We start from the raw sequence: 22,523 nt of genomic DNA, 5'->3' as shown, positions 1-22,523 counted from the left end.
ACCATGTTCGATCTCATCCTCAAGAACGGCAACCTGCCGGATGGTCGCAAGGGCGTCGATATCGCCATCCGCAACGGGATAATCGAAGCGATCGAGGCCAACATCACCGCCGAAGCGGCCGAGACGATCGATGCGACCGGCAGGCTCGTCTCGACCTCCTTCGTCGATCCGCATTTTCATATGGATGCGACGCTCTCGCTTGGCTTGCCGCGCATGAATGTCTCCGGCACGCTTCTCGAAGGCATCGCACTCTGGGGCGAACTGCGTCCGATCGTAACGAAGGAAGAACTGGTCGAGCGGGCGCTGCGTTATTGCGATCTCGCAGTCACCCAGGGCCTTCTGCATATCCGCAGCCATGTCGATACGTCCGATCCGCGACTGGTGACGGTCGAAGCGATGATCGAGGTACGCGAGAAGGTCAAACCCTATATCGACCTGCAGCTCGTCGCCTTCCCGCAAGACGGCTATTATCGCGCCGCCGATGGGGTCGCATCACTGGAACGTGCACTCGACATGGGCGTCGACATTGTCGGCGGCATTCCCCATTTCGAACGCACGATGGAGGATGGGCGGCTGTCGGTCGAAGCGCTCTGCCGCATCGCCGCCGATCGCGGCCTGCCGGTCGACATGCATTGCGACGAGACCGACGATCCGATGTCGCGCCATATCGAAACGCTCGCCGCCCAGACGATCCGCTTCGGTCTTCAAGGCCGCGTGGCGGGCTCGCATCTCACTTCGATGCATTCGATGGACAATTATTATGTCTCGAAGCTCATTCCGCTGATGGCGGAAGCCGAGATCAATGTGATTCCCAATCCGCTGATCAACATCATGCTGCAGGGCCGCCACGACACCTATCCCAAGCGGCGCGGCATGACGCGGGTGAAGGAACTGATGGCGGCAGGCCTCAACGTCTCCTTCGGCCATGACTGCGTGATGGACCCCTGGTATTCGATGGGATCGGGCGACATGCTGGAAGTCGGCCATATGGCGATCCATGTTGCACAGATGGCCGGGCTTGAGGACAAACGGAAGATCTTCGATGCACTGACGGTCAACTCGGCCAGGACGATGGGGCTTGAGAATTATGGTCTCGCCAAGGGCTGCAACGCCGATCTTGTGATCCTGCAAGCTGAAGATGTCTATGAAGCGCTGCGGCTGAAGCCGAACCGGCTCGCCGTGATCCGCCGTGGCAAGGTGATTGCCCGCACAGCACCCAGGATCGGCGAACTCTTTCTTGATGGACGCCCCTCTTCGATCGATGGCGGCCGCGATTTCGTACCGCTCTACGAGGGCCGGCCGCGCTGAAAGGCGCGGCTCGAATTCGACAGCATGGCTGACCGAAAGACACAAAAAAGCCCGGTGCGGGAGGAGGATGCACCGGGCTTTTGATATTGACCAACGGCTGGGAGGAGGAGTGCCGGTGGTCGCCAGAAGCCGATTGGGAGGAGGAGTATCGACTTCTTGACGTCATTTATATTGCTGCATCGCACATAACGCAAATGCGCTTTTTGCAAAGCAGCATCAACGATAGCGCAAGGCTGGTTTCCAAATCGTAAAGGCGATGCATGACCGCCGGCTTGCCATTGCCGTTTCCGATAGCCGCTATCTTTGAAAAGGCCTTTGTTGGCCGCCTCTTGCCGCCTAATGAAAGGAAAAGGGAGGAAGATATGATCGACAGCACACCAATCCCGTTCGTCCTGGGCATGTTCACCGTCAGCGGCAGCCCGGCCTTTCCGGCCATTGTTCTCGATGATGAAGCCGCCATCTCCATCGAGGCGATCGCCACTCTGGCCGCACGTCTTGGCCTGGCGCTTACGGGCAAGGAATCCCTGTTCGGCCTGTTGCAGAACTGGGATCATAATTTCCGTGCACTTTGCGCCACCGTTGCCGCCCTCGATGATGCCGAAGCGGGTAAATATTTCCGCAGCGCCTTTACGGCGATCGAGTTTCTGACACCGGTCGCGCCGCTTGAAACACCACGCCAGGTTCTGTGCGAAGTGACCAATGCCGGTGAGAAACCAGGTCTGTTCGTGAACAAGCTTGCCTCCACGGTGGTCGGCCCAAAAGCGAAGATCCATTTGCCGTCGCGCGACGGAAAGGTCGTCGGCGAAGTCAAGGTCGGCGCCGTCATCGCCCATCCGAGCTATGAACTGGACCCGGCACAGGCCGTCAATGCCATAGCGGGCTATATGACCGTCACGGATCTTTCCCTAATCGATGGCACGGAAAGTGTCGACTGGCTCAAGGCAAAATCGCAGCCGGCATTCCTTCCGACCGGTCCCTATTTCGTCCCGGCCGCCTTTGCCGACGCGATTGATGCAGTCGATACCAACATCGCCTTCAATGGCGAAACCAACCTGAAAGCGAACCTCGCATCGCGGAGCGAGACGATTGCCGCGACCGTTGCCCGGTTGACGCACGATTTCCATCTCTTCCCTGGCGATCTTGTCTGCTGCGGCACCGATTCAGGCCCGGTCTTGTCCGATCGGCCAGCACTGGGCGATGGCGACATCATCGAAGCAGCCGTGCGGGGTCTTGGCCAGCAGACCCTCAACGCGATGCGGACAAGCCTCGAAGCCAGCCGCAAAGGCTGATTTGACGATAGTCATGTATTGGTGCAGGTGATAAATCCTATCTCAGCAATCCATTTTTCAGATTGTTTGGGCGCTTGTATAAACAAGATGAGGCGGGAGGAAATCGCCGCACCACCATTGAACTGCCACCTTCCTTGCGAGGGATGGCTGACGTGACTTTCGAGGAAAGGCGGCCCCATGGCTATCATCGGCATCGAGACCCTGCTGTTCGGCGTTGAGGATCTCTCGCTTTGCACCCGTTTCTTTGACGATTTCGGCCTCGTGCAGAAATCGGCCGGCAACGACCATACCCACTATCGCCTCGATGAAGGCTCCAACGTCATCCTGCGTTATCTCGACGATCCGCTGGTGCCGAAGTCGCCCTATATCGGCAAGGGCGTCAAGGAAGTGATCTGGGGCGTCGACACTGCTGAAAATCTCGAGGCCCTGGTGGCGCGTGTGTCGCAGACCCAGGAGGTTCGCAGGACCGAGGATGGCACTGTCCATTTCGCCACCTGTTCGGGCCTTCCCATCGGGCTCAAGGTCTTCAATCGCAAGAAGGTCACCTATGCTCCGGATCCGCTGAATGCGCCCGGGCACGTCAACCGGCTCAATACGCCGCGCAAATGGAAGACACGCGCCAAGCCGAAGACGATCACCCACACCGTGTTTGCCGTTCCCGATCCGCGCGCCGAATATGAATGGTACCGCGATGTCCTCGATTTCCGGATGTCGGAAGAGCAGCTCGGCATGGGCTTCTATCTGAGGGCCGATGGAGCGAACGAGCATCACAACCTGTTTCTGATCAACATGAAGTTTCCGGCGCTGCCGGGTTACCCTGTCTATCACCACACCAATTTCGGCGTCGAAGACATCGATGAGCTGATGATCGGCACCAACTACATGACCCGCCGCGGCTGGAACACGGGTCCGCTCGGTTCGGGCCGGCACCGCATTGCATCGGCACTCTTTTCCTATCTCGAATGCCCCGCCGGCGGTGAAGCCGAATATGGCGCCGATTCAGACTATATCGATGACAACTGGATCCCGCGCGAATGGAACCAGGTGTTCGGCACCTATAGCTGGATGCACAAGATTCCTGCCTTTCTCGGCACTTCGCAGAAATGGGAGTTCCGTCTGCATCCGGAATTCGTGCCGAAGGACGACACAAAGGCGGATGCCGGCTGGGATTGAGGCAGGCGGCAACCGTTCCCGATCGGGTTCCGATCGGGCGCATGAGATCTTTTGAAGGAGTGCGGACCATTCAGTCCGCGGGAGGGAATATCGTGTCCAACGAGAATGTGCGAAAGCTGGCCGGCAGGGTCCTGATCGTCGGTGGCGGCGTGGGCGGCATGGCGGTTGCAATCCGCCTGGCGGAAGCCGGTGTGACCGGGATCGACCTGATCGACAGCGATCCGAAATGGGGTGTCTATGGCACCGGGATCACCCTTTCGATGCTGACGCTCCGCGCCTTTGGCGATCTCGGATTTGCGCCGCAACTGATGACGGAAGGCAATTGCTATGATGGCATCTTCCTTTGCGACAACAAGGGCAATCTTCTGCGCGACATCGCGGCACCAAGGCTGTTTTCGCCTGATGTTCCCGGCGAAGGCGGTGTGTTGCGCCCCGTGTTGCATGCGATGATGAAAAAAAAGGTCACGGATCTCGGCATCAAGGCCCGTCTTGGGATTACGATAGAGAGCTACGCACAGGATGAAAGCGGCGTCGATGTCGTCTTTTCGGACGGATCGCAGGGTCGCTACGATCTCGTCATCGGTGCCGACGGGCTGTTTTCGAAGACGCGCGCGTTGACATTCCCGGATGCGCCCAAGCCGCGTTTCACCGGCCAGGCCTGCTGGCGCGTGCTCTTCGATATCCCGGAAGGCTGGGAAAAGGGCCGCATGTTCCTGGGCGAGAAGGTCAAGGTCGGCTTCAGCCTCTGTTCGCCGAACAAGATGTATATGTATCTGCTCGAACATGTGCCGGATAATCCGTGGCGCAACGAGAGCGAATTCCCCGCCATTCTGCGACGCCTCATGGACGATTTCCAAGGACCGGTTGCCGAACTGCGCGACCAGATCAACGACAAGAGCCATATCGTCTATCGCCCGCTCGAAGCCCTCCTTTTGACCGACACCTGGACCAAGGGCCGCGTGGCGCTTCTGGGCGATGCCGCCCACGCGACAACGCCGCATCTCGGCTCCGGCGCAGGAGCAGCCGTCGAAGATGCGATCGTTCTCGTCGAGGAACTCGGTCGTGCCGGTTCGATCGATGAAGCTTTCGAGGCCTACAACAGGCGCCGCATTCCGCGTGCCTCGGTGGTTGTCAACAATTCGCTCCGGCTCGGTGAACTGGAAATGGCCAGTGCGCCGATGAGCGAACAGGCAGCCATCATGGGCGCTTCGCTGGCAGCTATTGCCGAGCCCTATCGCTGAGCCCTAGGGTCAAGAATCAATCAGGTTTCGGGCGTGGCGCGAGACGGATTTTGGATCGGAACAGGAGAAAAGCCTGCCGTGGAGCCCAACTCCACAAAGGGTTTTCGACGCATTCCGAGCGAAAATCCGCCGCGTCCCGAAGGGATATGGTGAAAATCGCCCGGTTTGGCGGCGCAGATTCTCGATGGATGTTCGATCCATCTTCGAATCTGCTTCTAAAACCGAACGATTTTCCCACATACCACGCTCCAAATCCTGATTGAGTTTTGACCCTAAGCCGAACCATGGCATCGATTTGACCGGACCGATCAGGTCCGGTCGATCCGGTAAACGGTGCCGGAACCCGCATCGCGGATGAAATCCACCATCTGCCCGTTCCAGTGATAATCAAGATGGCGACCCTGACGCGGAGCCGATGCCAGATTGGGCCGGAACAGGGCGGCGCAATCACCCCCCTCATAACGCTGGCTCGGATAGACGATACCTTCCGCCTGTTTCTGGCGCAGCCCGCGCGCAAACGCCTGTGCGGCCCTATAATCGTCCCTATGCAGAAGATCGGTGGCTTCCACCTGTCTGAGGTCGACGAGACTGGCGGTTACCGTGAGCAGGATTTCACGAAACTGCGATGTCCAGCCCGGCTTTTCTTCGGTAGCGAGCATGAACCGTTCATGATGGTGGATCGTTTCCATCAGCGCCACTTCGAACCGGTCACCGACATAGAGAACGCCAAAGGTCCCGTCCGAAAAGCGGCTCGGGCGATCGGTGCTGATATGGGTGAAGGGTGCCATGAGATAGCTGGCCCCTAACCCGCCGACGCGATTTTCGGGTGCGACGAGATCGAGATTGCCGATCGTTTCCATCAGGCGCGGATTGGTCTTCTGTTCGGCAGAGAGAAGCAGGGCCCAATCCGCCGGATCGGCAATATCCTCGAACAGGTCGATCGGCGGATAAAGGCTGCGGATGATACGAACAGCCGAAGGCCATTCGACGGAGGCAGTCGGAAAGTCACCAGCCGCCACGTACGGCATCCAGATAGCGGCGCACACGCATGAGATCGCTAAGTTCGCCGCCGAGCATGACGTTCAGCGCCGACTGGCCGCCAAAAGCCGCGTTGTTCGCCCGCACCCAGTCATAGCCGCGCTGCGCTTCACGAAAGATCAGCCGGAGGGCCTTGTGGATGCCGAGAATGTTCGACAGCCTCGCCTTGCCGTCCCGTCCCATCCGGCCGGGCCCTTCTGCCTTCCATCGCCGGAAGGATCGCACCGGCATGTCGAGAAGAATGGCAGCCTGCTCATCGGTCAGGTCCCAAAGCCGGAAGAGATTGATGGCGGCACGGAACATAGCCGCCGCCTCTTCGTCGGTGATCGGCGAAGGTACGAACCGTTCGCTTTCAGTATGCACCGGGGTCAGAACAATCACAGCATTCTCCTTTTGGCCTAAAATAGTTCAATTGATGCCAAATGGCAAGAAGAAGCGCAAAAAGAACGCCGCGACCAGGGCGGCGTTCATCGCTTACGGAAGCGAAGGATCAGGCCTTGACCACCTTCTGATGGATGGCACCGAACAGAACCGAGCCATCACCATTGCGTGCTTCCATCCGCACCGTTTCGCCGAATGTCATGAAGGGCGTGGTAGGGGTGCCAGTATCGAGCTTTTCGATGCCGCGACGCTCGGCGATGCAGCTCGAGCCGATCTCGCGATAGTTCTTGTTCGAAACCGTGCCCGAACCGATGACCGTGCCGGCCACCAGATCACGCGAATAGGCGGCATGCGAGACGAGATCGTCGAAGCCGCAGCTCATGTGATAGCCATTGGCGCCGCCGAATTTCGCATCGTTCCAGTAAACGGAAAGTTCGAGATCCACCCGGCCGTCGCGCCAGTTCGCCCCCAGTTCGTCCGGGGTCACGGCAACAGGCGCCATCGAGCAGGGCGGCTTGGCCTGTACCCAGCCGAAACCCGTCTTCATTTCGATCGGCGCCAGCCGTCGCAGCGACCAGTCGTTGATCTGCACGAGAAGCCTGATGTGCTTCATCGCCGTCGCCTTGTCGGTACCCATCGGCACGCGATCGGTGATGATGCCGAATTCGCCTTCGAAATCGATGTCATCCGCCTCGCTCATGAAGCGTGCATCTTCGGTCGGGCCATAGAACTTGTCGGATACGCCCTGATACATCAGCGGCCGGCCGGTCTTTTCCTTCTTGATGCCGAGGATGGCATCCATGAGTTCGCCATGGCTGTCGAAAGCCGAACCATCAAGCCACTGCCAGGCGCGCGGCAACGGCGCCAGAGCCTTGGCCGGATCGAAATTGATCAGGCCCTCGGCGGTTCCGGCATTGACCGCGTCATGTTCGGCCTTGAGACCGGCCTCGAGGCCTTCCCAGTTTTCCATCGCGGCCTGAAGCGTTGCCGCCGCCTTTGCCGGCGCGGCTTTGGTCAGGTCTCGCGACACGACATGCAGGCGTCCGTCCGGAGTGCCATTGGCAAGCGTAGCAAGTTTCATTCTTGATCCTCCACATGGATTGTTGTCGGCAACTCAGGCTACCGATCGGTGTTTCAGGAAAAGGCGCGCGCGACAAGCGCATCGGCATCGGCGTCGCGCTGGAAGCCCAACCGGTCGGCAATCGGTGTCTCGAGATCGGGATAGGAGCCGAACAGGGCAACGATCTCCTCGTCCGGCGCATAGGTGACGCGCGAACGGCTGTCAGGGAACTTCCTGAACAGGGCAGCGACAAGCTCCTCGAACGAGAGGACCAGGGCGGGCAGCGTGAAGGCGCGATCCTTGCCGAGCATCGCACTTTCGATCATCGCGCCATGGGCAAAATTGCGCGCAACGCAGTCGACCGAGGTCAGCCAGGTTCGGGAATGCGGATGCACCGGTAGCACGATATCCTCTCCCCGCATCACCGAATAGAAGACACGACTCATGAAGGCCGTCCGCAGGCGGGCATCGGCGCCATCCCGCGCCATGACGCCGGAGGGGCGCAGGGAAACACCGTCGAGCCAGCCGCGGGTGGCAAAATTCGACAGGGCGACTTCCATCATCAGCTTTTGCGCCCCGTAGATCATCGAAGGGCCGGTCGGCGTCGTATCGGTGACGAGCGACGGCATCGGCTTGGCGAACACGGCGATCGTCGATGCGAAGACAAGTCGTGTGGCGGGATTGGCATCGCGCAGAAATTCGAAAAGATCGAGCGTCGCATCGACATTGACCTTGCGGGCAAGCGAATAGTTGCTCTCCGCACCGCCGCCCAGGATGGCTGCCAGCAGGATGACCTTGTCGACACCAAGAAGCGCCTTGCGCATCAGATCCGGCTCGGAAAAATCGCCGACAAACCGTTCGACCCTTCTGGCGGCAAAATCCTCCACTTCGATCTGATCGACAAGGACTAGCCGTTCCAGGCCGACCGTTTCCTGAAGCATGATCCTGGCGAGACGCTGGCCGACAAATCCGCCCGCGCCGATGATTGCGATTTGCACGATTCCCCTCCGACATTCCTTATTTGGTCGTACGACCAGTTAAAAGACTTTAACGGTTTTTCGCGCCGATGCAATCACTCCACCTATCCGATTTCCTTATGCCAGCAATCGCCGACGCCCATTCGTTGCCAACTGGCAAAACCGCAAAATGTATTTTTTGTTCTTGACTGGTCGTCCAACCAATTACATCATGCAGGCGAGATCAAGGGAGGTCACATGCAACAGCTCGACGAAACGCGCGCTGGACTCTTGGCACGCGTCGGTGCCCAGTCCAACGTCAACGACATGTTCACCGGCATAACAGACGCCGCCAAGTTCATCGCAGACAGTCCGCTTTCGCCCGCCGCCCCGGCCTGGGCCTCGATCGAATGGACGAACACGACCGAAGCCGGCAATCGCCGGTTCGAGGAATATCGCTATATTCCGAAGGACGGCAGCCGCGCCTTTCTGCCGGTCGGCTTCATGTTCGAAAGCCGGCCGGATGGATCCTCCGAGGTCCGGGTCTATTCCGACCACCATCTGGTAGAGGACAGGGCGCCGATCCTGCCGGTCGTCGACGATATCCATCCCTGGCAATCGGAAAGCGATGTGCTCTATGCCTATTTCCAGGCACTCAATGGCAACAGGCTGGAAGAGGTGCTCGACCTCTTCGACCATGACGGTTACTTCCGCCATTCCAATGCAGAAACCTTTACCGGTCGCGATGAATTGCGCATCGATTTCACCAAGATGATGGGTTCGAGCGGCATTCGCGTGCAGTATTGCCAGTTTACCGACGATGGCACCACCTGCGCTGCGGAGGTCTATATGCCATCCGGTCGGCCGGCGGTGGCGCTCTATCAGCGCAGTGCCACGCCGGGCAGGCTGCATGCCGTTCGTATCTATCTGTGAGGGGCGGAAATGGCAAAACTCGTCAGTCTGATTGCCGTTCCGCATGATCCGACGCTACCGATTTCGGAACGTCTGGCCCACGAGGGCAAGGCCGATCCCGGAGCGCTGCCGGCACTTGCGCATCTTGCGACGCTACGCCAGCGCCTGGCCGATGCGCGGCCGGACACGATCGTCGTCATCGGCTCGGACCATCTCGGCCAATGGTTCATGAACAATATGGCGCCCTTCATGGTGGGCAAGGCAACCCGCATGAAAGGCCCGTTTCCGGCCGAGATCGCTTCCTGGGGCCTCAAGAGCTGCGACCTGCCGATCGATGGAAAACTGGCACGCCAGATTCTCAGGGGCGGCCTTGAACGCGGCGTTGATTTCGCCTTCTCCGACGAATTCGTCGCCGACCATTCCTTCACCATCCCGCTCAACTTCCTGCGCCCGGAAGATGATCTTCCGGTCGTGCCGGTCTTCATCAACCTGCTCGTGCCGCCGGTGCCGCCAGGATGGCGTTACCGCCAGGTGGGCGACGTGATCCGGTCGACAATCGAGGATGACGGCTCCGACCGTCGTGTGGCGGTGATCGCGACCGGTCACCTGTCCAATTCCGTCGGCGGTCCGAACATGATGCGCAGCCTCGTCGAGCCGGAAAGCGAATGGGACCGCAATATCTGGCGGCTGATCAATGAGAACAACATCGATGAAGTGGTGCGACTGAGCACATGGGACCAGCTTTTTGCCGTCGGCAATGGCACACCGGGCTTCCTGGGTTACGTGCTCGCCTTCGGACTGGCGCGTGGCGCACCACCGAGTTTCGCCGAAATGGTTGCCACGAAGGCACAGCCGGCCTGCGCCTTCCTGGGATGGGACGAAACTTCACTGACGGGAGGTCGGGCATGACACGCTATGCCGTCGACAAGATCCTCTGGACCTATGGCCGGGATGCCGACTATCGCGCCGCCTTCGACAGGGATGCGGCAGCAACGATTGCCGAGGCTGAACTTGAAACGGACGAGAGGGCGGCACTGGCCGCTGCGGATATCCGGGCCATATTCCAGCTCGGAGCCCATCCGTTCCTCGTCTATTCCTTCGCCATCCAGCGCAACCGCGGCTGGAGCTACCAGTTCATGCTGGACTATGTGGAGGCTCTGAAGGGACTGGAACTCGGCGATATCGAGACCTGATAACAAGGAAGGAGAGACTATGAAAGTTGCACTTATCGGTGCCTCCGGCAAGGCGGGCTCCCGCGTTCTCAAGGAGTTGCTCAGCCGTGGCCACCAGGTTACGGCAATCGCGCGCAATCCCGAGCGGATCGAGGCAAGTGATGGCGTGACCGTACGCGGCGTGGATGGCACCAAGGAAGATCTTGCAACGGCGCTCGCCGGCCATGATGCCATCATCAGCTCGGCCCGCTTTGTCGATCTGGTTCCCGAAATCCTCGTTCCGGCGGTGCTCGCGTCTGGCGTCAAGCGCCATCTCATCGTCGGTGGCGCCGGAAGCCTGCTGCATCCCGACGGCGTCGAGGAGATGAACCATCCCGGGTTCCCGGCCGTGGCACAGGCAAATTCGGCGCGTGGCAAGGATCTTCTCCTCGCCCTTCAGAAAACCGAAGGGCTGGACTGGACCTTCATTTCGCCGCCGCGCTTCTTCATCGCCGGCGAACGGACCGGCAGATATCGCTACGGCAAGGATCATATGCTGATGGCGGAGGATGAGCCGACAAAGCTTTCCTACGAGGACATGGCGCTCGAAATCGTCGACAGTCTCGAACAGGGCAAGCATCTGCGCGAACGGATCACCATCGGCTACTGATCGATCATGCGAACAGACCGGCGCGCAACCATGCGCGCCGTCACTCCAGCCGAAACCGGCTATCCGACAGATCGATACTGATCGTCATCCTTCCCTCGTGGATATCCCAGCAGAACAAATCGTAAGTGCGCAAGCCGAGCCGGTGGAACGGATCTCCGTCGGCATAGTGCCGGGCTTCCTCCTCATTACCGGCCCGAAGGAGGATCAATCCGGCCCCAACAATTGCATCTCCCGCTGAAGGCGTCAGCGGTCCCGCCGCGAAGAGATGGCCCTGCTTTTCCAGCGCGATCTGGTAACGGAGGTGATCGGAAAGATAGGGCACAATTGCGTCCATGGGCGCCACCGGACGCGTCATGACCACCCAAAGCCGCTTGCGATAGAAGTTCTTCCCAATCGCTTCGATTTCTTCATTCATAGTCTGATCCCCCACGAAAAAGGGGAGCCCTGTGAGGCTCCCCCAAGATCCCGCCGCATCTCTAATGTTCAAGCCTTACTTCGGCGCGCCTTCCCAGATGTAGTCGGCTTCGGCCGGTGCTTTCGGAATGAAACCGAACCGCTCCATATCGGCAACGGCCTTGCCCCAGACGTCGCGCGGGAAAGCGGCAACGAAAGGCGCGATATAGCGTGTCTTGATATAGTCCGGCGGCATCTTGGTCTGCGCCGCGTCGACTGCACGCACGGCGTCCTGGTGTTCGTTGCCGTAGGCATAGGCCTTTTCCATCGCCGCCACGAAGGCTTTCATCGCATCGGCATTCTCAGCCACGAAGGATTTCGACGAGGCGAAGATGACGGCCGGATTGCCCTTGATGAATTGATAGGCTTCATCGACCGACGTGAAACCCTTGCTCTGCGCAAGCGAATAAAAGAGCCCGATGGGGATGATGGCATCGACGGCTCCGCGTTCGGCGCTTTCGATCATCGCATCGAAGGGCAGGTTGACGATCTTGACGTCTTCACGCGCGATCCCGGCCGATTCCAGCGCGCGCAGCAGCAGCAGTCCCTGCGTGCTCTGGACGCCGCCCGGCAGGCCGACAGCCTTGCCCTTGAGATCAGCGATCGCCTTTACCGTGCCATTCGGCGGCACGAGCAGACCGGTGGTGGGAACATCACCCTGATTCTGGGTGTTGAGCACGGCCGTTACCGGAAGTCCCTGCGCCACAGCGGTGATGATATCGAAGGCACCCGACATGATCACATCGGTCTGGCCGGCCTGCAGCTGGGCGATATTCTGCGTCGGAGCACCGCCGATGGTGACCTCGACCTTGATGCCGGCTTCCTTGAAGTAGCCCTGCTCTTCGGCAATATAGAGACCCTGGAAGGTTCCGACCGGCGACCGCAGCACGCGGATCACCTTTTCCTGTGCCAAAGCAGCACCGGCGGGCAGCATGGCCAGAGCGGCAATTGCCGCCAGCAAACCGGTGGCAGTGCGCCTTTTCATTTTCGTCATCATGTCCCTACTCCTCCTGATTGGGATAATGGCTTCATTTCACCGGCCGGCGGATCTGGCTCAGAATCCGGCTGCGGTATTCGGCAAAGCGTGGATCGGCTTTGGTGGCGATCTGGTCGCGCTCGGCACCGAGATCGATTTCGACCGTATCGATGACGGTCGCGGGATGGCCCGACAGAACGACCACCCGATCGGCGAGATAGACAGCCTCGTCGATATCGTGCGTCACGACAACGATCGAGATTTCCAGCCGCTTGCGCAGCGAAAGCACGAGATCTTCGAGATCAAACCGTGTCTGCGCGTCGAGCGAACCGAACGGTTCGTCCATGAGCAGGATGTGGGCGTCATAGGCAAGCGCCCGCGCAATCGCCACACGCTGCTGCATGCCGCCGGAGAGTTGCCAGGGGTAGCGCTCCGCCACCTGTGGCAAGCCGACCGATTCGAGGCTGGAGCGCGCTCTTTCCATCCGTTCCGCCTTGGGAACGCCTTTGCCCTGCAAGGGGAAGGCAACGTTCTCCGCCGAACGCATCCAGGGAAGAAGCGAGCCGCGATAATCCTGAAAGACAATGCCGATTTCCGAAACCGGTGCGGAAATCGTCTCGGTGCCCACCCGCACGCCGCCGGCTGTCGGTGCCAGAAGGCCCGAAAGGCATCGCAGCAACGTTGTCTTTCCGGCGCCTGACGGCCCGACGATGCAGATGATCTCGCCCGGATCGACGCGCAGGTTAAGGTTCGACAGGACCTGAACGGCGCCGTAGCTCTTGCTCAAGCCCTCGACCACCAGCGGTTTGACGACCGGAACGGCGTTCTGTCGGTTCATGCTCATCGTATTCATGCTCCTCCTCCGGTTCTGAGCCGGGCGGCCCGCAAGCGGGCCCAGATCGATGTGCCGTCATCCTGGAAGTACCAGCGCAGGAGGCGCCGCTCGATCAGGAGAAAGGCAAAACTCAGGATGTAGCCCAGGATGCCGACCAAGAGCGTGCCAGCCCAGGTCTCCCGGATTGCAAAACGTGTCGACGCATCGGTGATGTAGAAGCCGATACCCTGATCGGCGCCAAAGAATTCGGAGATCACCATCAGCACCAGGCCCACGGCGAGCGCGACGCGGATACCCGCCATGATCTGCGGCAGGGCGGCGGGCAGAGCCACGCGAACGAGGGCGAGATGTGGCGGGATCCGATAGGCGCGCACGGTTTCCAGAAGCGAAGGCGACGTTCCCCGCACACCATCGATCGTATTGAGCAGGATCGGCCAGAAGCAGCCCAGTGCAATGATGAAGATCTTCGGTGCCGATCCGACGCCGAGGGCAATAATGACGATCGGAACGATGGCCGCCGGCGGAACGGCTCTCAAAAAGTTGAGGATCGGCGACAGGACCTTGCGCCCCTGCTGCGATCGCCCGATCACCAATCCGAATACGACCCCGCAAACGCAGGCGATCAGCAGTCCATAGGCGAGATTGCTCAGGCTGGCAGCCAGATGCGTTCCAAGCGGACCATGAACTAGCTCGTTCCAGAGCACCGACAGAATATCGGCAAGAGGCGGAAAATAGAATGAGGTCGAACCGGCGGAAAGCCAGAGCCAGATTGCGACAAGCAAGCCGGCGACCCAGAGCGACTTGACGATATCAAGGAAGAGATCAACGACGAGATAGCGGTTCATGGCAGGCCCCTTCATTCAGCCGAGCTGCGATGGTGCCAGCCCAGCAAATGCGCTTCGAGCTGATCCCAGAGGAATGTCAGGACAACGCCAAGGAAACCGGCATAGAAAATGTAGGCGAATGTTGTGCCGGTCTCGTTGTAACTGCGCGACAGCGCAATCTCGCGTCCCATCCCCGGTGTCACGCTGACAATCTCCACACCAACCGCAACGAGGATCGAAATGGTGGTCGCAATCCTGAGTCCGGTCGCGATATAGGGCCCGGCGGCCGGCAACAGCACCTTGAAGAAACGCAGATGGGCCGGAATGCGATAGCTCCGGATCGTATCGACAATGGTCGGCTCGAGCCGCCGCGCTCCATAAATCGTCTGAATGAGAATGGGGAAAAAGCAGGCAATCGCGATGGCAACCACCTTCATCAGGGCGGTTGCGCCCAACAGCAGGACCAGAATGGGCAGAAGCGCGATCACGGGGAAGGAGCGGCCGAAATCGATGATCATCCGGGTCGCCTTGTCGACGGATGGAAACATGCCGACCAGGATGCCCAGAGGTATGGCCAGGAATGCCGCAATGAGCAGGCCTCGGACGGCATCGAAAACGGTGCTGCCGATCGCGGAATAGAATTCCGGACGTTCGAGAACGAGAACAATTTGCGTGGCCACCTGCTCGACCGGCGGCAGGATGGCCGTGTCAATCAGCCCGAGCCTCGTCGATACCCACCAGAGCACCAGCAAGGCCAGCACGGCCAAAGCCTGATAGGCCAACAGTTTCGTCCGCGACGATTCCACGCCATGTCCTCCCGTTCAACATCCAGCCAATTCACCCGATGCCTTCATGGGCAATACCGCTGACGCAAACGCATCCTGCGGCCTGGCTCCCATGCTTCCCCCGGCACCAATCTCTTTGGTTGGTCGTTCAACTAATACATGGGAGATGACAAGTGTCAAGCGAGACTGGGGCCTCGCGAACAATATCTGGCGTCAGGAAATATCGTCGTTGACTGCGGCTCGCTGCAGTCGCGCTGGCGAGCTCCGAAGAGAGCAGAATGACCGAAGCGGATCTGTCGAGCCCAACCGCAAAACGCCGCCCGGCACCAAAAGCCGGGCGGCGATGCAATAGATCCAACTTATGCTAAAACTGACCGAGCCGATCTGGCGTGATCTTCAACGCGTTGGCAACTCGGGCCAATCGGGCCGGATTGTCATCCAGGCCATTTTCTATGTCTTCTATTTCGCTTGTCGTGAGGCCGCATGTCACGGCCAGGTTCTCGATACTGTATCCGGCATCAAGCCGGAGTTTCTTCACATGCAACCCGATCCTGTTCGGGTGTTCTGTTTCAAGGGAAGGCGAGAGATTGATTGCGTGGTTCTCAAACAACGGATACCTCCAATGTTTTGTGAATGTCTTGCCACTCCGTGACTATGTTTCCTCGAGCAAGCCAGTTTCTAAAGATGCAGCGCCCTGCAGACAACAACCCGAAGGTAGCAAACCGATTGCCGTGCCGAATTGGGATTCCGTGCAGACAGCAGGCTCCAATTTGATCCGGACCCGGCGCGTCCGGCGATTCCTGTCTCAAATTGACATGCATATTGGCCCCAAAGACCCAATTCGGCACAGCAATCCCAAAACACGCGGCATGTAAACGCTGCGGACCAGAAAATGTTCCCGCCTCTATTTCCGTTAAATTTCAGCCGCTTAATGCTCAGAAATGATATCGCTAAAAATATATATAAGCAGTTCATAACGTTTTAGACTCTGTCCGGTACAACATCTCACGATCGGTTGGTCAGAAAACCGCAATGATTATGAGAACCGTACAGAGGACAACATGCGTATCCTCATCGTTGATGACAACCGGACCAGTCTAATGGTCCTTCACAAGCTCGCTTCCAAGCTCGAGGATTGCGAACCTTTGCCGTTCGGCAGCCCGCAGGAAGCACTTGCGGCCATGCCGGCAATCGATTTCGACATTGCCATCGTCGATTTCCAGATGCCCGTCTATAACGGCGTCGAATTCGTTACCGAGGTGATGCGTTTCGACAAGTACAAGGACAAGATGGTCGTCATCGTGACTGCCGACACGGATGTCGAAACACGAATGGCTGCACTCAATGCCGGAGCGATCGATTTTCTCACCAAACCCGTCAATCCGCTCGAGTTCCGGGCGCGCTTGCGCAATCTCATGGCCCTTGCCGATGCCCGCGCCAAACTTGCGGACAAGGCCGCCTGGCTTCGTGCGGAAGTCGACCGATCACTGGCCGAAATCCGCGAACGGGAAGAAGAAATCATTCATCGTCTCGCAGTCGCTGCATCCTACAAGGATAGCGATACGGCCAATCATACGTTCCGGGTCGGCGCCTATTCTGAGGTGATCGCGAAAGCCTACGGCCTGCCGTTGGAACTATGCTTCGATATCCGGCTGGCCGCTCCGATGCATGATATCGGCAAGGTCGCGATACCTGATGCCGTGCTCTTGAAGAATGGCAAGCTCACGGAAGGCGAATTCGCCGAAATGCAACGCCATACCGTGGCCGGCTGCGATATCCTGAAGGAATCGAAATCCAGCCTGCTGCAACTGGCCGCCGAAATCGCCGGCAGCCACCATGAACGCTGGGATGGCAACGGCTATCCGTTGCGCCGCGCCGGTACTAGTATCCCGCTATCGGGACGGATCGTGGCGATTGCCGACAACTTCGACGCGCTGACGACGGCGCGACCCTACAAGGAAGCCTGGCCGGTCGAGCGGGCCGTCGAGCATATTCGCAGCCGCGCGGGTATCCAGTTTGATCCCGAATGTGTTGCAGCCTTCGACAAGGCCTTGCCCGAAATCATGAGAATCATGCTCGCGGGGATCAACAACGAAATGAAATCCAGCACCGATCCCGAACAACCGAATATTGCCGAAGTCGCCGCCTGAACGAGGAAAGATCATGAACATTCGAAATGGCATCCTGGCAGCCGCGTTGCTCATTCTGAACGCCACCACAGCTGTTGCACTTGAGAAGCCGACCGGTGATGTGGTCCTGACCGTGACCGGCAAGATCAGCCAGCCGAACGCGGGCGACAAGGCAGAGTTTGACATCGACATGCTCGAAAAGCTCGTGTCGCGCACAGGAACGATGGAAACGCCATGGACCACCGGCAAAGTCACATTCTCCGGCCCGATGCTGAATGCTATTCTGGAGGCAGCCGGGGCAGATGGCGAGACCCTGACGATCAAGGCTCTCAACGACTATGCCGCCGACGTTCCGATGTCGGACGCGAAGGACTTCGACACCATTCTGGCAACCCGCATGGATGGAAAGCTGATGTCCGTGCGTGACAAGGGGCCGCTCTTCCTCATCTATCCGTTCGACGAGAAACCGGAACTCTATAACGAGAAATACTTCTCGCGTTCCGTCTGGCAGATCAAGGCCATCGAGGTCCATTGACAATGTCGACGCCTGAGGCCGACCGCATCGCCATCCGCAAGGCCGGACTGAGCACCTCGGTGTTGAAGTTCTTTGCAATCGGTCTTTCGGTCGTTCTCGGCTTCATCTATTACGACATTTCCGAACGCTATACCGCCATGCAGAGCGGCATCCGCGAAAACGCCATGTGGTCGGTCTATCAGCTCGATCGCGAAGCCCGCAATCTCAATGCACGGCTCGCGGTCATGCTTGCCACCAAGGATCTTTCTCTCACATCCCAGAAGCAGTTGGCGACCCGCTATGACATCCTCTATTCGCGGATGGATATGCTGGCGAAGGCGACTTTTGAGCAGACATTCACCGTCAATGACAAGCTAGCGGGGCTGCTCACGGATATTCGCCGCGACGTGTTCGAACAGGTCGGCATCTTCGACGCCATCAACGCCGGAGAAGCCGCCAGCACCGCCGAACTCCAGGCCGCAAGTGCAGATTTCCAGAAAGTTGTGGTCAACACCGAACAACTGGTGACCTTCACAAACAGTTCGCTCAGCGCCGATCGCGCCGATCAACGTGAAGCGGTCGCTGCGCTCGAAATGAAGTCGCTGATCCTGATCGGCTTCCTCGCGCTGATCATCGGCGTGATCATTCTCATGCTGCGGCGGCAGCTTGCCAGCGTGCGCGCCGCCGGCCTTTCCTTCGAACGGATGGCCGAGCGGCTTGAAGGCGCCTATCAGGCTGCCGAAGCGGGGGGTCGGGCGAAATCGCAGTTCATGGCGACAATGAGCCATGAGATCAGAACCCCGCTCAATGCCATCCTCGGAACGGTCGAGCTGATGGAGCTCACCCAGAATTCACCCGAATGCGCGAAAAACCTCAGAACCATCCGCACATCCGGCGAAGCCCTGCTCGACATCATCAACGAGATCCTCGATTTCTCCAAGATGGAACATGGCCGGATCGAGCTTGAGATGCGCTCGGTGGACATCCGTGCCATGGCCGAGAGCATCGTGGAGATGATCCGCGGTCGCGCGCTTGAAAGCGGCAACCGGATTTCGCTCGATGCGCCGGAATCCCTCTCGCTGCCCTATATCCGGACCGACGTCACGCGGCTGCGCCAGGTGCTGCTCAATCTGATGAGCAATGCGGCGAAGTTTACCCGCAACGGGTCCGTGACGCTGCGCATCTCGGAACGGAATGAGGATGGCACGCTTCGCATGCGTTTCGATGTGATCGATACCGGCATCGGCATCAATGAGGAAGGGCGCGCCAAACTGTTCAAGCCCTTCTCGCAGGTCGATGCCAGCATCGCGCGCAAATATGGCGGCACCGGACTTGGCCTCACGATCTGCAAGGAAATCGTCGAGCAGCTTGGCGGCGTGATCGATGTCGAAAGCGTGTTCGGGCATGGCAGCACGTTCTGGTTCGAAATCCCGGTCGAAGCCGGCCAGCCCCCGAAGCAACAGAACGACACAAATGCCATCGCGACGTTGGTGCCACGGCTGAACGTTCTCATTGTCGAAGACAACCCGATCAACCTGCATGTCGCTTTGAAGTTCCTCAACCATCTCGGCCAGGATGTCGTCTCCGCTGAAAACGGAGCCATCGCGATCGAAAAGGCGGAAGAGACCGCGTTCGATCTCATTCTCATGGACATGCAGATGCCCGTGATGGACGGGATCGAGGCCGCGCGCCGCATCCGCGCCGGAGAAGGGAAGTCACGCCGAAGCCCGATCTATGCCCTGACGGCCAACGCCTCCGACGATGATGCAAGACTTTGCCTCGAAGCGGGTATGGATGGGTTTCAATCCAAGCCGATCAACATGAACAAGTTGCGACAGATGATCATCGAGACAGCCGGCCGGCTTGGAAAGACACTTCCGGCCCCCGAATCCACAATCAAACACCCCGCTCAGGAAGAGCCGGATCTGACCTCCTTCCAGGAGCGGCGGGCAGAACTGGTGGAAGTGCTTGGCGAGGAGGATTTCGCCGAACTGCTCGACAGTTTCTTCACCGATATCACGTCCATCCTCTCCGATCTCAAAAAGGAACTTCACTCGGAAAATCCGCAGACACAGGATCGTCTGCTGCACACGATCAAGGGGGCCGCGGGCAATATCGGGCTAATACCGATCGCCGAACTTGCGGAAGGCATGCGCCGCAAGCCGTTCGGAGAAGGCGAATGGACGGAACTCCACAGGACGATCAGCGTCTGCCAGCAGGCGCTGGCTGCCTGATCCACAGAAAAAACGACGATCGATAAAATTGTATCTTTCGATGCAACCGAGTTTCAAATCCCCTCGCATAAAGTGTGTCCATCGACGGAGACAGTCGATGAACAACAAAAACCAGACGGGGACAAGTTATGAACGCATTGAAGAAGCGGGCTCAGGCCCTCGAAACCATCTATGCCCACGAAGCCGAAATGTCCTTCCGCGCGCAAGCGCGCCGTAATGCCATGGTCGGCAAATGGGCCGCCCCGATGATCGGCAAGACCGATCCGGAAGCCTACGCCCAGGAACTGGCGGGCCTTGCTGTCGAAGGCGACCGCAAGGTTTACGACAAGCTGCGTGCCGATTTCACCCATGCCGGGGTCCAGCTCACCGATGAGGCTCTCAACGATCGCATGGTCGAGCTCCTTCGCAATGCCGCCCGCGAACTCCACGACCATGCCTGAATAACCTTGGCCTCCTCCAGCCAAATGATGCGGTTGTCGCCGGCGAAAGCCGGCGCAACTGTTTTGGACGCAAATACAGGCTTGAAAATCCTTCCGGTCACTGCCATCTGAAGCGCGCTTTCACGTATCGCCATGGATGGGAGATGTCTGGATCATGACCATAGAAGCCAATCCGGAAAACCACGTCTTCGCCGCCGATGTCGCGCGGCTCCTGCACATGATGGTGCACTCGGTCTATTCCGACCGCGACGTGTTTCTCCGGGAACTGATTTCAAACGCCGCCGACGCCTGCGAAAAGCTTCGCTATGAAGCCATTGCCGAACCCGCTCTTATGGCCGGGGAGGCGGCAACGCGGATTACCCTGACCCTCGACAAGGACAACCGGCGCCTGATGATCGAGGATAACGGCATCGGCATGAGCCGCGACGAGATGATCGAAGCGCTCGGCACGATCGCCCATTCCGGCACCCGCGCTTTCATGGAACGGTTCGAAGCCGAAAAGGCGGGCGATGGCGCCCAGCTGATCGGCCAGTTCGGTGTCGGATTTTATTCCGCTTTCATGGTGGCCGGAACTGTCGAGGTCGCCTCGCGCCGCGCCGGCAGCGAACAGGCCTGGCTGTGGTCGTCTGACGGCAAGGGCGCCTTTACCATTGCCGCCACCGAGGATGCGCCCGCGCGCGGCACCCGAGTGACCCTCAATCTGCTGGACGACGCCGATAAATATACCGAGCGCCACACGGTGGAACGCATTGTTCGCCAGCAATCTGGCCATGTGCCGGTGCCGATCCTGCTGATCGAAAAGCCCGGCGAGGAATCGGAATCGATCGGCGACGGCACCGCGCTCTGGACCCGATCCAAGAACGAGATCAGCGAACAGGAATATAATGATTTCTATCGCGGCGTTTCCGGGCTCTACGACGATCCGGCGCTGACCGTGCATTTCCGCGCCGAAGGCCGCCACGAATATACGACGCTGGCCTATGTGCCCGGGTCGCGTCCCTTCGATCTTTTCGATCCGGATCGCGCCGGCCGCATGAAACTCTATGTGAAGCGCGTCTTCATTACCGATGAGGCTGAACTCCTGCCGCGCTACCTGCGTTTCGTGCGCGGCCTTGTTGATACGGCCGACCTGCCGCTCAACGTCTCGCGCGAAATGATCCAGGAGAGCCCGATCCTGGCGGCGATCCGCAAGGGTGTGACCAACCGCATCCTGACCAGCCTCGAAAAACTCGCCGAGAACGACAAGGACGCCTATGCAAAGGTCTGGGATGCCTTTGGCAGCGTGCTGAAGGAAGGCATCTACGAGGATTTCGAACGCAAGATGCAGATCCTCGCCCTGTCGCGCTTCAAGACGAGCACATCCGGCGATGCGACCCGTTCGCTCGCCGATTATGTCGGCGCCATGAAGGACGGCCAGAGCGCCATTTTTTACGCGACCGGCGACAGCGTGGCTCATATTGCCGCGTCACCGCACCTCGAAGGGTTCATGGCGCGCGGCATCGAGGTTCTCTATCTCACCGATCCGATCGACAGTTTCTGGGTGCAGGCGATTGCCGATTTCGAAGGCAAGCCGCTCAAGTCCATCACCCAGGGCGCGTCCGACCTTGCCGAGGTTGGCGACAAGGATGCCGACAGCAAGAACAAGGATGTCGATCCCGGCATCGCCGGCTTCATTGCCTTCGTCAAGGAAACGCTGGCCGATGCGGTGGTCGATGCGCGCACATCCGAGCGGCTGACCGAAAGCCCGGTCTGCCTCGTCGCCCCGGAATATGGCCCGGACCGCCAGCTTGAAAAACTGCTGCAGGGTGCCGGCCGCCTCAGTGACAGCGCCAAGCCGGTGCTTGAGATCAACGCGACCCACAAGCTGATCAGGAGCATGGCATCGGTTCCGGAATCGGAAGCGGAGTTCCGCAAGGATCTTGCCTGGCTGCTGCTGGATGAAGCCCGGATTCTCGATGGCGAGAAACCCGCAGATCCACGGGCTTTTGCCCGGCGGCTCGGCCTCCTGTTCGACCGAGCCCTTCCCGCCGCGGACTGACAAGCATCAACTTTTTCGCGGCGCAACAAAATTCCGCTTGCAATTGGTGCGCCGCAACATTATAAAGAAATCAAGAGAACAGTTTACCTCCTCCCAAACGGTTCTCTGGCGATCGG

The 22,523-nt window shown here is 59.2% G+C and carries 23 protein-coding genes; 13 read left to right on the top strand and 10 right to left on the bottom strand.

Annotation, left to right across the window (positions count from 1 at the left end):
- Positions 1-3: 3 nt before the first annotated feature.
- From Q4481_RS20675 to Q4481_RS20660, 4 genes are all read left to right on the top strand, one after another.
- Positions 4-1,308, top strand: a complete 1,305-nt coding sequence (locus Q4481_RS20675; RefSeq protein ID WP_304378296.1) for an amidohydrolase family protein — start codon at positions 4-6, stop codon at positions 1,306-1,308.
- Positions 1,309-1,670: 362 nt separating this feature from the next.
- Complete coding sequence (locus Q4481_RS20670; RefSeq protein ID WP_304378295.1) at positions 1,671-2,597, top strand: fumarylacetoacetate hydrolase family protein; 927 nt, start codon at positions 1,671-1,673, stop codon at positions 2,595-2,597.
- Positions 2,598-2,774: 177 nt separating this feature from the next.
- On the top strand, positions 2,775-3,770 hold the full coding sequence (locus Q4481_RS20665) for a VOC family protein (protein ID WP_304378294.1): 996 nt from the start codon (positions 2,775-2,777) through the stop codon (positions 3,768-3,770).
- 92 nt (positions 3,771-3,862) lie between these two features.
- Positions 3,863-5,011, top strand: a complete 1,149-nt coding sequence (locus Q4481_RS20660) for an FAD-dependent monooxygenase (protein WP_304378293.1) — start codon at positions 3,863-3,865, stop codon at positions 5,009-5,011.
- A gap of 308 nt (positions 5,012-5,319) precedes the next feature.
- Here the strand turns inward: Q4481_RS20660 and Q4481_RS20655 are convergent, their stop codons facing one another.
- The 4 genes from Q4481_RS20655 to Q4481_RS20640 all read right to left on the bottom strand — a co-directional run bounded on the left by Q4481_RS20655 (position 5,320) and on the right by Q4481_RS20640 (position 8,488).
- On the bottom strand, positions 5,320-6,030 hold the full coding sequence (locus Q4481_RS20655) for an RES family NAD+ phosphorylase (protein ID WP_304378292.1): 711 nt from the start codon (positions 6,028-6,030) through the stop codon (positions 5,320-5,322).
- Positions 6,017-6,430 carry an MbcA/ParS/Xre antitoxin family protein gene (locus Q4481_RS20650; protein ID WP_354542336.1) on the bottom strand — a complete coding sequence of 138 codons (414 nt, stop codon included), beginning with the start codon at positions 6,428-6,430 and terminating at the stop codon, positions 6,017-6,019. Before Q4481_RS20650 ends, Q4481_RS20655 begins: the two co-directional genes overlap by 14 nt.
- Positions 6,431-6,539: 109 nt before the next feature.
- Positions 6,540-7,511: a fumarylacetoacetate hydrolase family protein gene (locus Q4481_RS20645; protein WP_304378291.1), complete on the bottom strand. Its 972-nt coding sequence runs from the start codon at positions 7,509-7,511 to the stop codon at positions 6,540-6,542.
- A gap of 53 nt (positions 7,512-7,564) precedes the next feature.
- Positions 7,565-8,488 (bottom strand): NAD-dependent epimerase/dehydratase family protein, encoded by a 924-nt coding sequence (locus Q4481_RS20640; protein ID WP_304378290.1) that lies wholly within the window; start codon positions 8,486-8,488, stop codon positions 7,565-7,567.
- Positions 8,489-8,704: 216 nt separating this feature from the next.
- Between Q4481_RS20640 and Q4481_RS20635 the strand changes: the two genes are divergently transcribed.
- From Q4481_RS20635 to Q4481_RS20620, 4 genes are read left to right on the top strand one after another with little or no spacing between them, the layout of a single operon-like run.
- Entirely contained in the window at positions 8,705-9,379 is a 675-nt protein-coding gene (locus Q4481_RS20635; RefSeq protein WP_304378289.1) for a nuclear transport factor 2 family protein, read from the top strand.
- Between the two features lie 9 nt (positions 9,380-9,388).
- Positions 9,389-10,267, top strand: coding sequence for a DODA-type extradiol aromatic ring-opening family dioxygenase (locus tag Q4481_RS20630; protein ID WP_304378288.1), 879 nt, complete (start codon positions 9,389-9,391; stop codon positions 10,265-10,267).
- Positions 10,264-10,551 carry a hypothetical protein gene (locus Q4481_RS20625; protein WP_304378287.1) on the top strand — a complete coding sequence of 96 codons (288 nt, stop codon included), beginning with the start codon at positions 10,264-10,266 and terminating at the stop codon, positions 10,549-10,551. Before Q4481_RS20630 ends, Q4481_RS20625 begins: the two co-directional genes overlap by 4 nt.
- 19 nt (positions 10,552-10,570) lie before the next feature.
- Positions 10,571-11,179 (top strand): NAD(P)-dependent oxidoreductase, encoded by a 609-nt coding sequence (locus Q4481_RS20620; RefSeq protein WP_304378285.1) that lies wholly within the window; start codon positions 10,571-10,573, stop codon positions 11,177-11,179.
- Between the two features lie 40 nt (positions 11,180-11,219).
- Here the strand turns inward: Q4481_RS20620 and Q4481_RS20615 are convergent, their stop codons facing one another.
- The 6 genes from Q4481_RS20615 to Q4481_RS20590 form a co-directional block, all read right to left on the bottom strand.
- Complete coding sequence (locus Q4481_RS20615) at positions 11,220-11,594, bottom strand: YciI family protein (RefSeq protein ID WP_304378284.1); 375 nt, start codon at positions 11,592-11,594, stop codon at positions 11,220-11,222.
- Positions 11,595-11,669: 75 nt separating this feature from the next.
- On the bottom strand, positions 11,670-12,629 hold the full coding sequence (locus tag Q4481_RS20610; RefSeq protein WP_304378283.1) for an ABC transporter substrate-binding protein: 960 nt from the start codon (positions 12,627-12,629) through the stop codon (positions 11,670-11,672).
- Between the two features lie 31 nt (positions 12,630-12,660).
- Positions 12,661-13,461, bottom strand: coding sequence for an ABC transporter ATP-binding protein (locus tag Q4481_RS20605; protein ID WP_304378282.1), 801 nt, complete (start codon positions 13,459-13,461; stop codon positions 12,661-12,663).
- Entirely contained in the window at positions 13,458-14,288 is an 831-nt protein-coding gene (locus tag Q4481_RS20600) for an ABC transporter permease (RefSeq protein ID WP_304378281.1), read from the bottom strand. Before Q4481_RS20600 ends, Q4481_RS20605 begins: the two co-directional genes overlap by 4 nt.
- A gap of 11 nt (positions 14,289-14,299) precedes the next feature.
- On the bottom strand, positions 14,300-15,073 hold the full coding sequence (locus tag Q4481_RS20595) for an ABC transporter permease (RefSeq protein ID WP_304378280.1): 774 nt from the start codon (positions 15,071-15,073) through the stop codon (positions 14,300-14,302).
- Between the two features lie 343 nt (positions 15,074-15,416).
- Complete coding sequence (locus Q4481_RS20590) at positions 15,417-15,602, bottom strand: helix-turn-helix domain-containing protein (RefSeq protein ID WP_304378367.1); 186 nt, start codon at positions 15,600-15,602, stop codon at positions 15,417-15,419.
- 511 nt (positions 15,603-16,113) lie between these two features.
- Here Q4481_RS20590 and Q4481_RS20585 point away from each other — a divergent pair.
- The 5 genes from Q4481_RS20585 (at position 16,114) to htpG (ending at position 22,407) form a co-directional block, all read left to right on the top strand.
- Entirely contained in the window at positions 16,114-17,202 is a 1,089-nt protein-coding gene (locus Q4481_RS20585; protein ID WP_304378279.1) for an HD domain-containing phosphohydrolase, read from the top strand.
- 13 nt (positions 17,203-17,215) lie between these two features.
- Positions 17,216-17,716, top strand: a complete 501-nt coding sequence (locus Q4481_RS20580; protein ID WP_304378278.1) for a putative pterin-binding protein — start codon at positions 17,216-17,218, stop codon at positions 17,714-17,716.
- 2 nt (positions 17,717-17,718) lie between these two features.
- The gene (locus Q4481_RS20575; protein WP_304378277.1) at positions 17,719-19,929 is read left to right on the top strand and encodes an ATP-binding protein; all 2,211 of its coding nucleotides are present in this window, start codon (positions 17,719-17,721) and stop codon (positions 19,927-19,929) included.
- A gap of 128 nt (positions 19,930-20,057) precedes the next feature.
- A complete protein-coding gene (locus Q4481_RS20570) occupies positions 20,058-20,369 on the top strand; it encodes an ATPase inhibitor subunit zeta (protein WP_304378276.1) in 312 nt (103 codons plus the stop codon).
- A gap of 154 nt (positions 20,370-20,523) precedes the next feature.
- On the top strand, positions 20,524-22,407 hold the full coding sequence (gene htpG, locus Q4481_RS20565) for a molecular chaperone HtpG (protein ID WP_377354134.1): 1,884 nt from the start codon (positions 20,524-20,526) through the stop codon (positions 22,405-22,407).
- The last annotated feature ends 116 nt before the right edge of the window (positions 22,408-22,523 follow it).

This window comes from Fluviirhizobium alvei, from assembly GCF_030551875.1.
In the GTDB taxonomy this organism is placed as follows: Bacteria; Pseudomonadota; Alphaproteobacteria; order Rhizobiales; family Rhizobiaceae; genus Rhizobium_E; species Rhizobium_E alvei.
The sequence above is the reverse complement of the archived record's forward strand: the minus strand, read 5'-3'. Positions and strand labels throughout refer to the sequence as shown.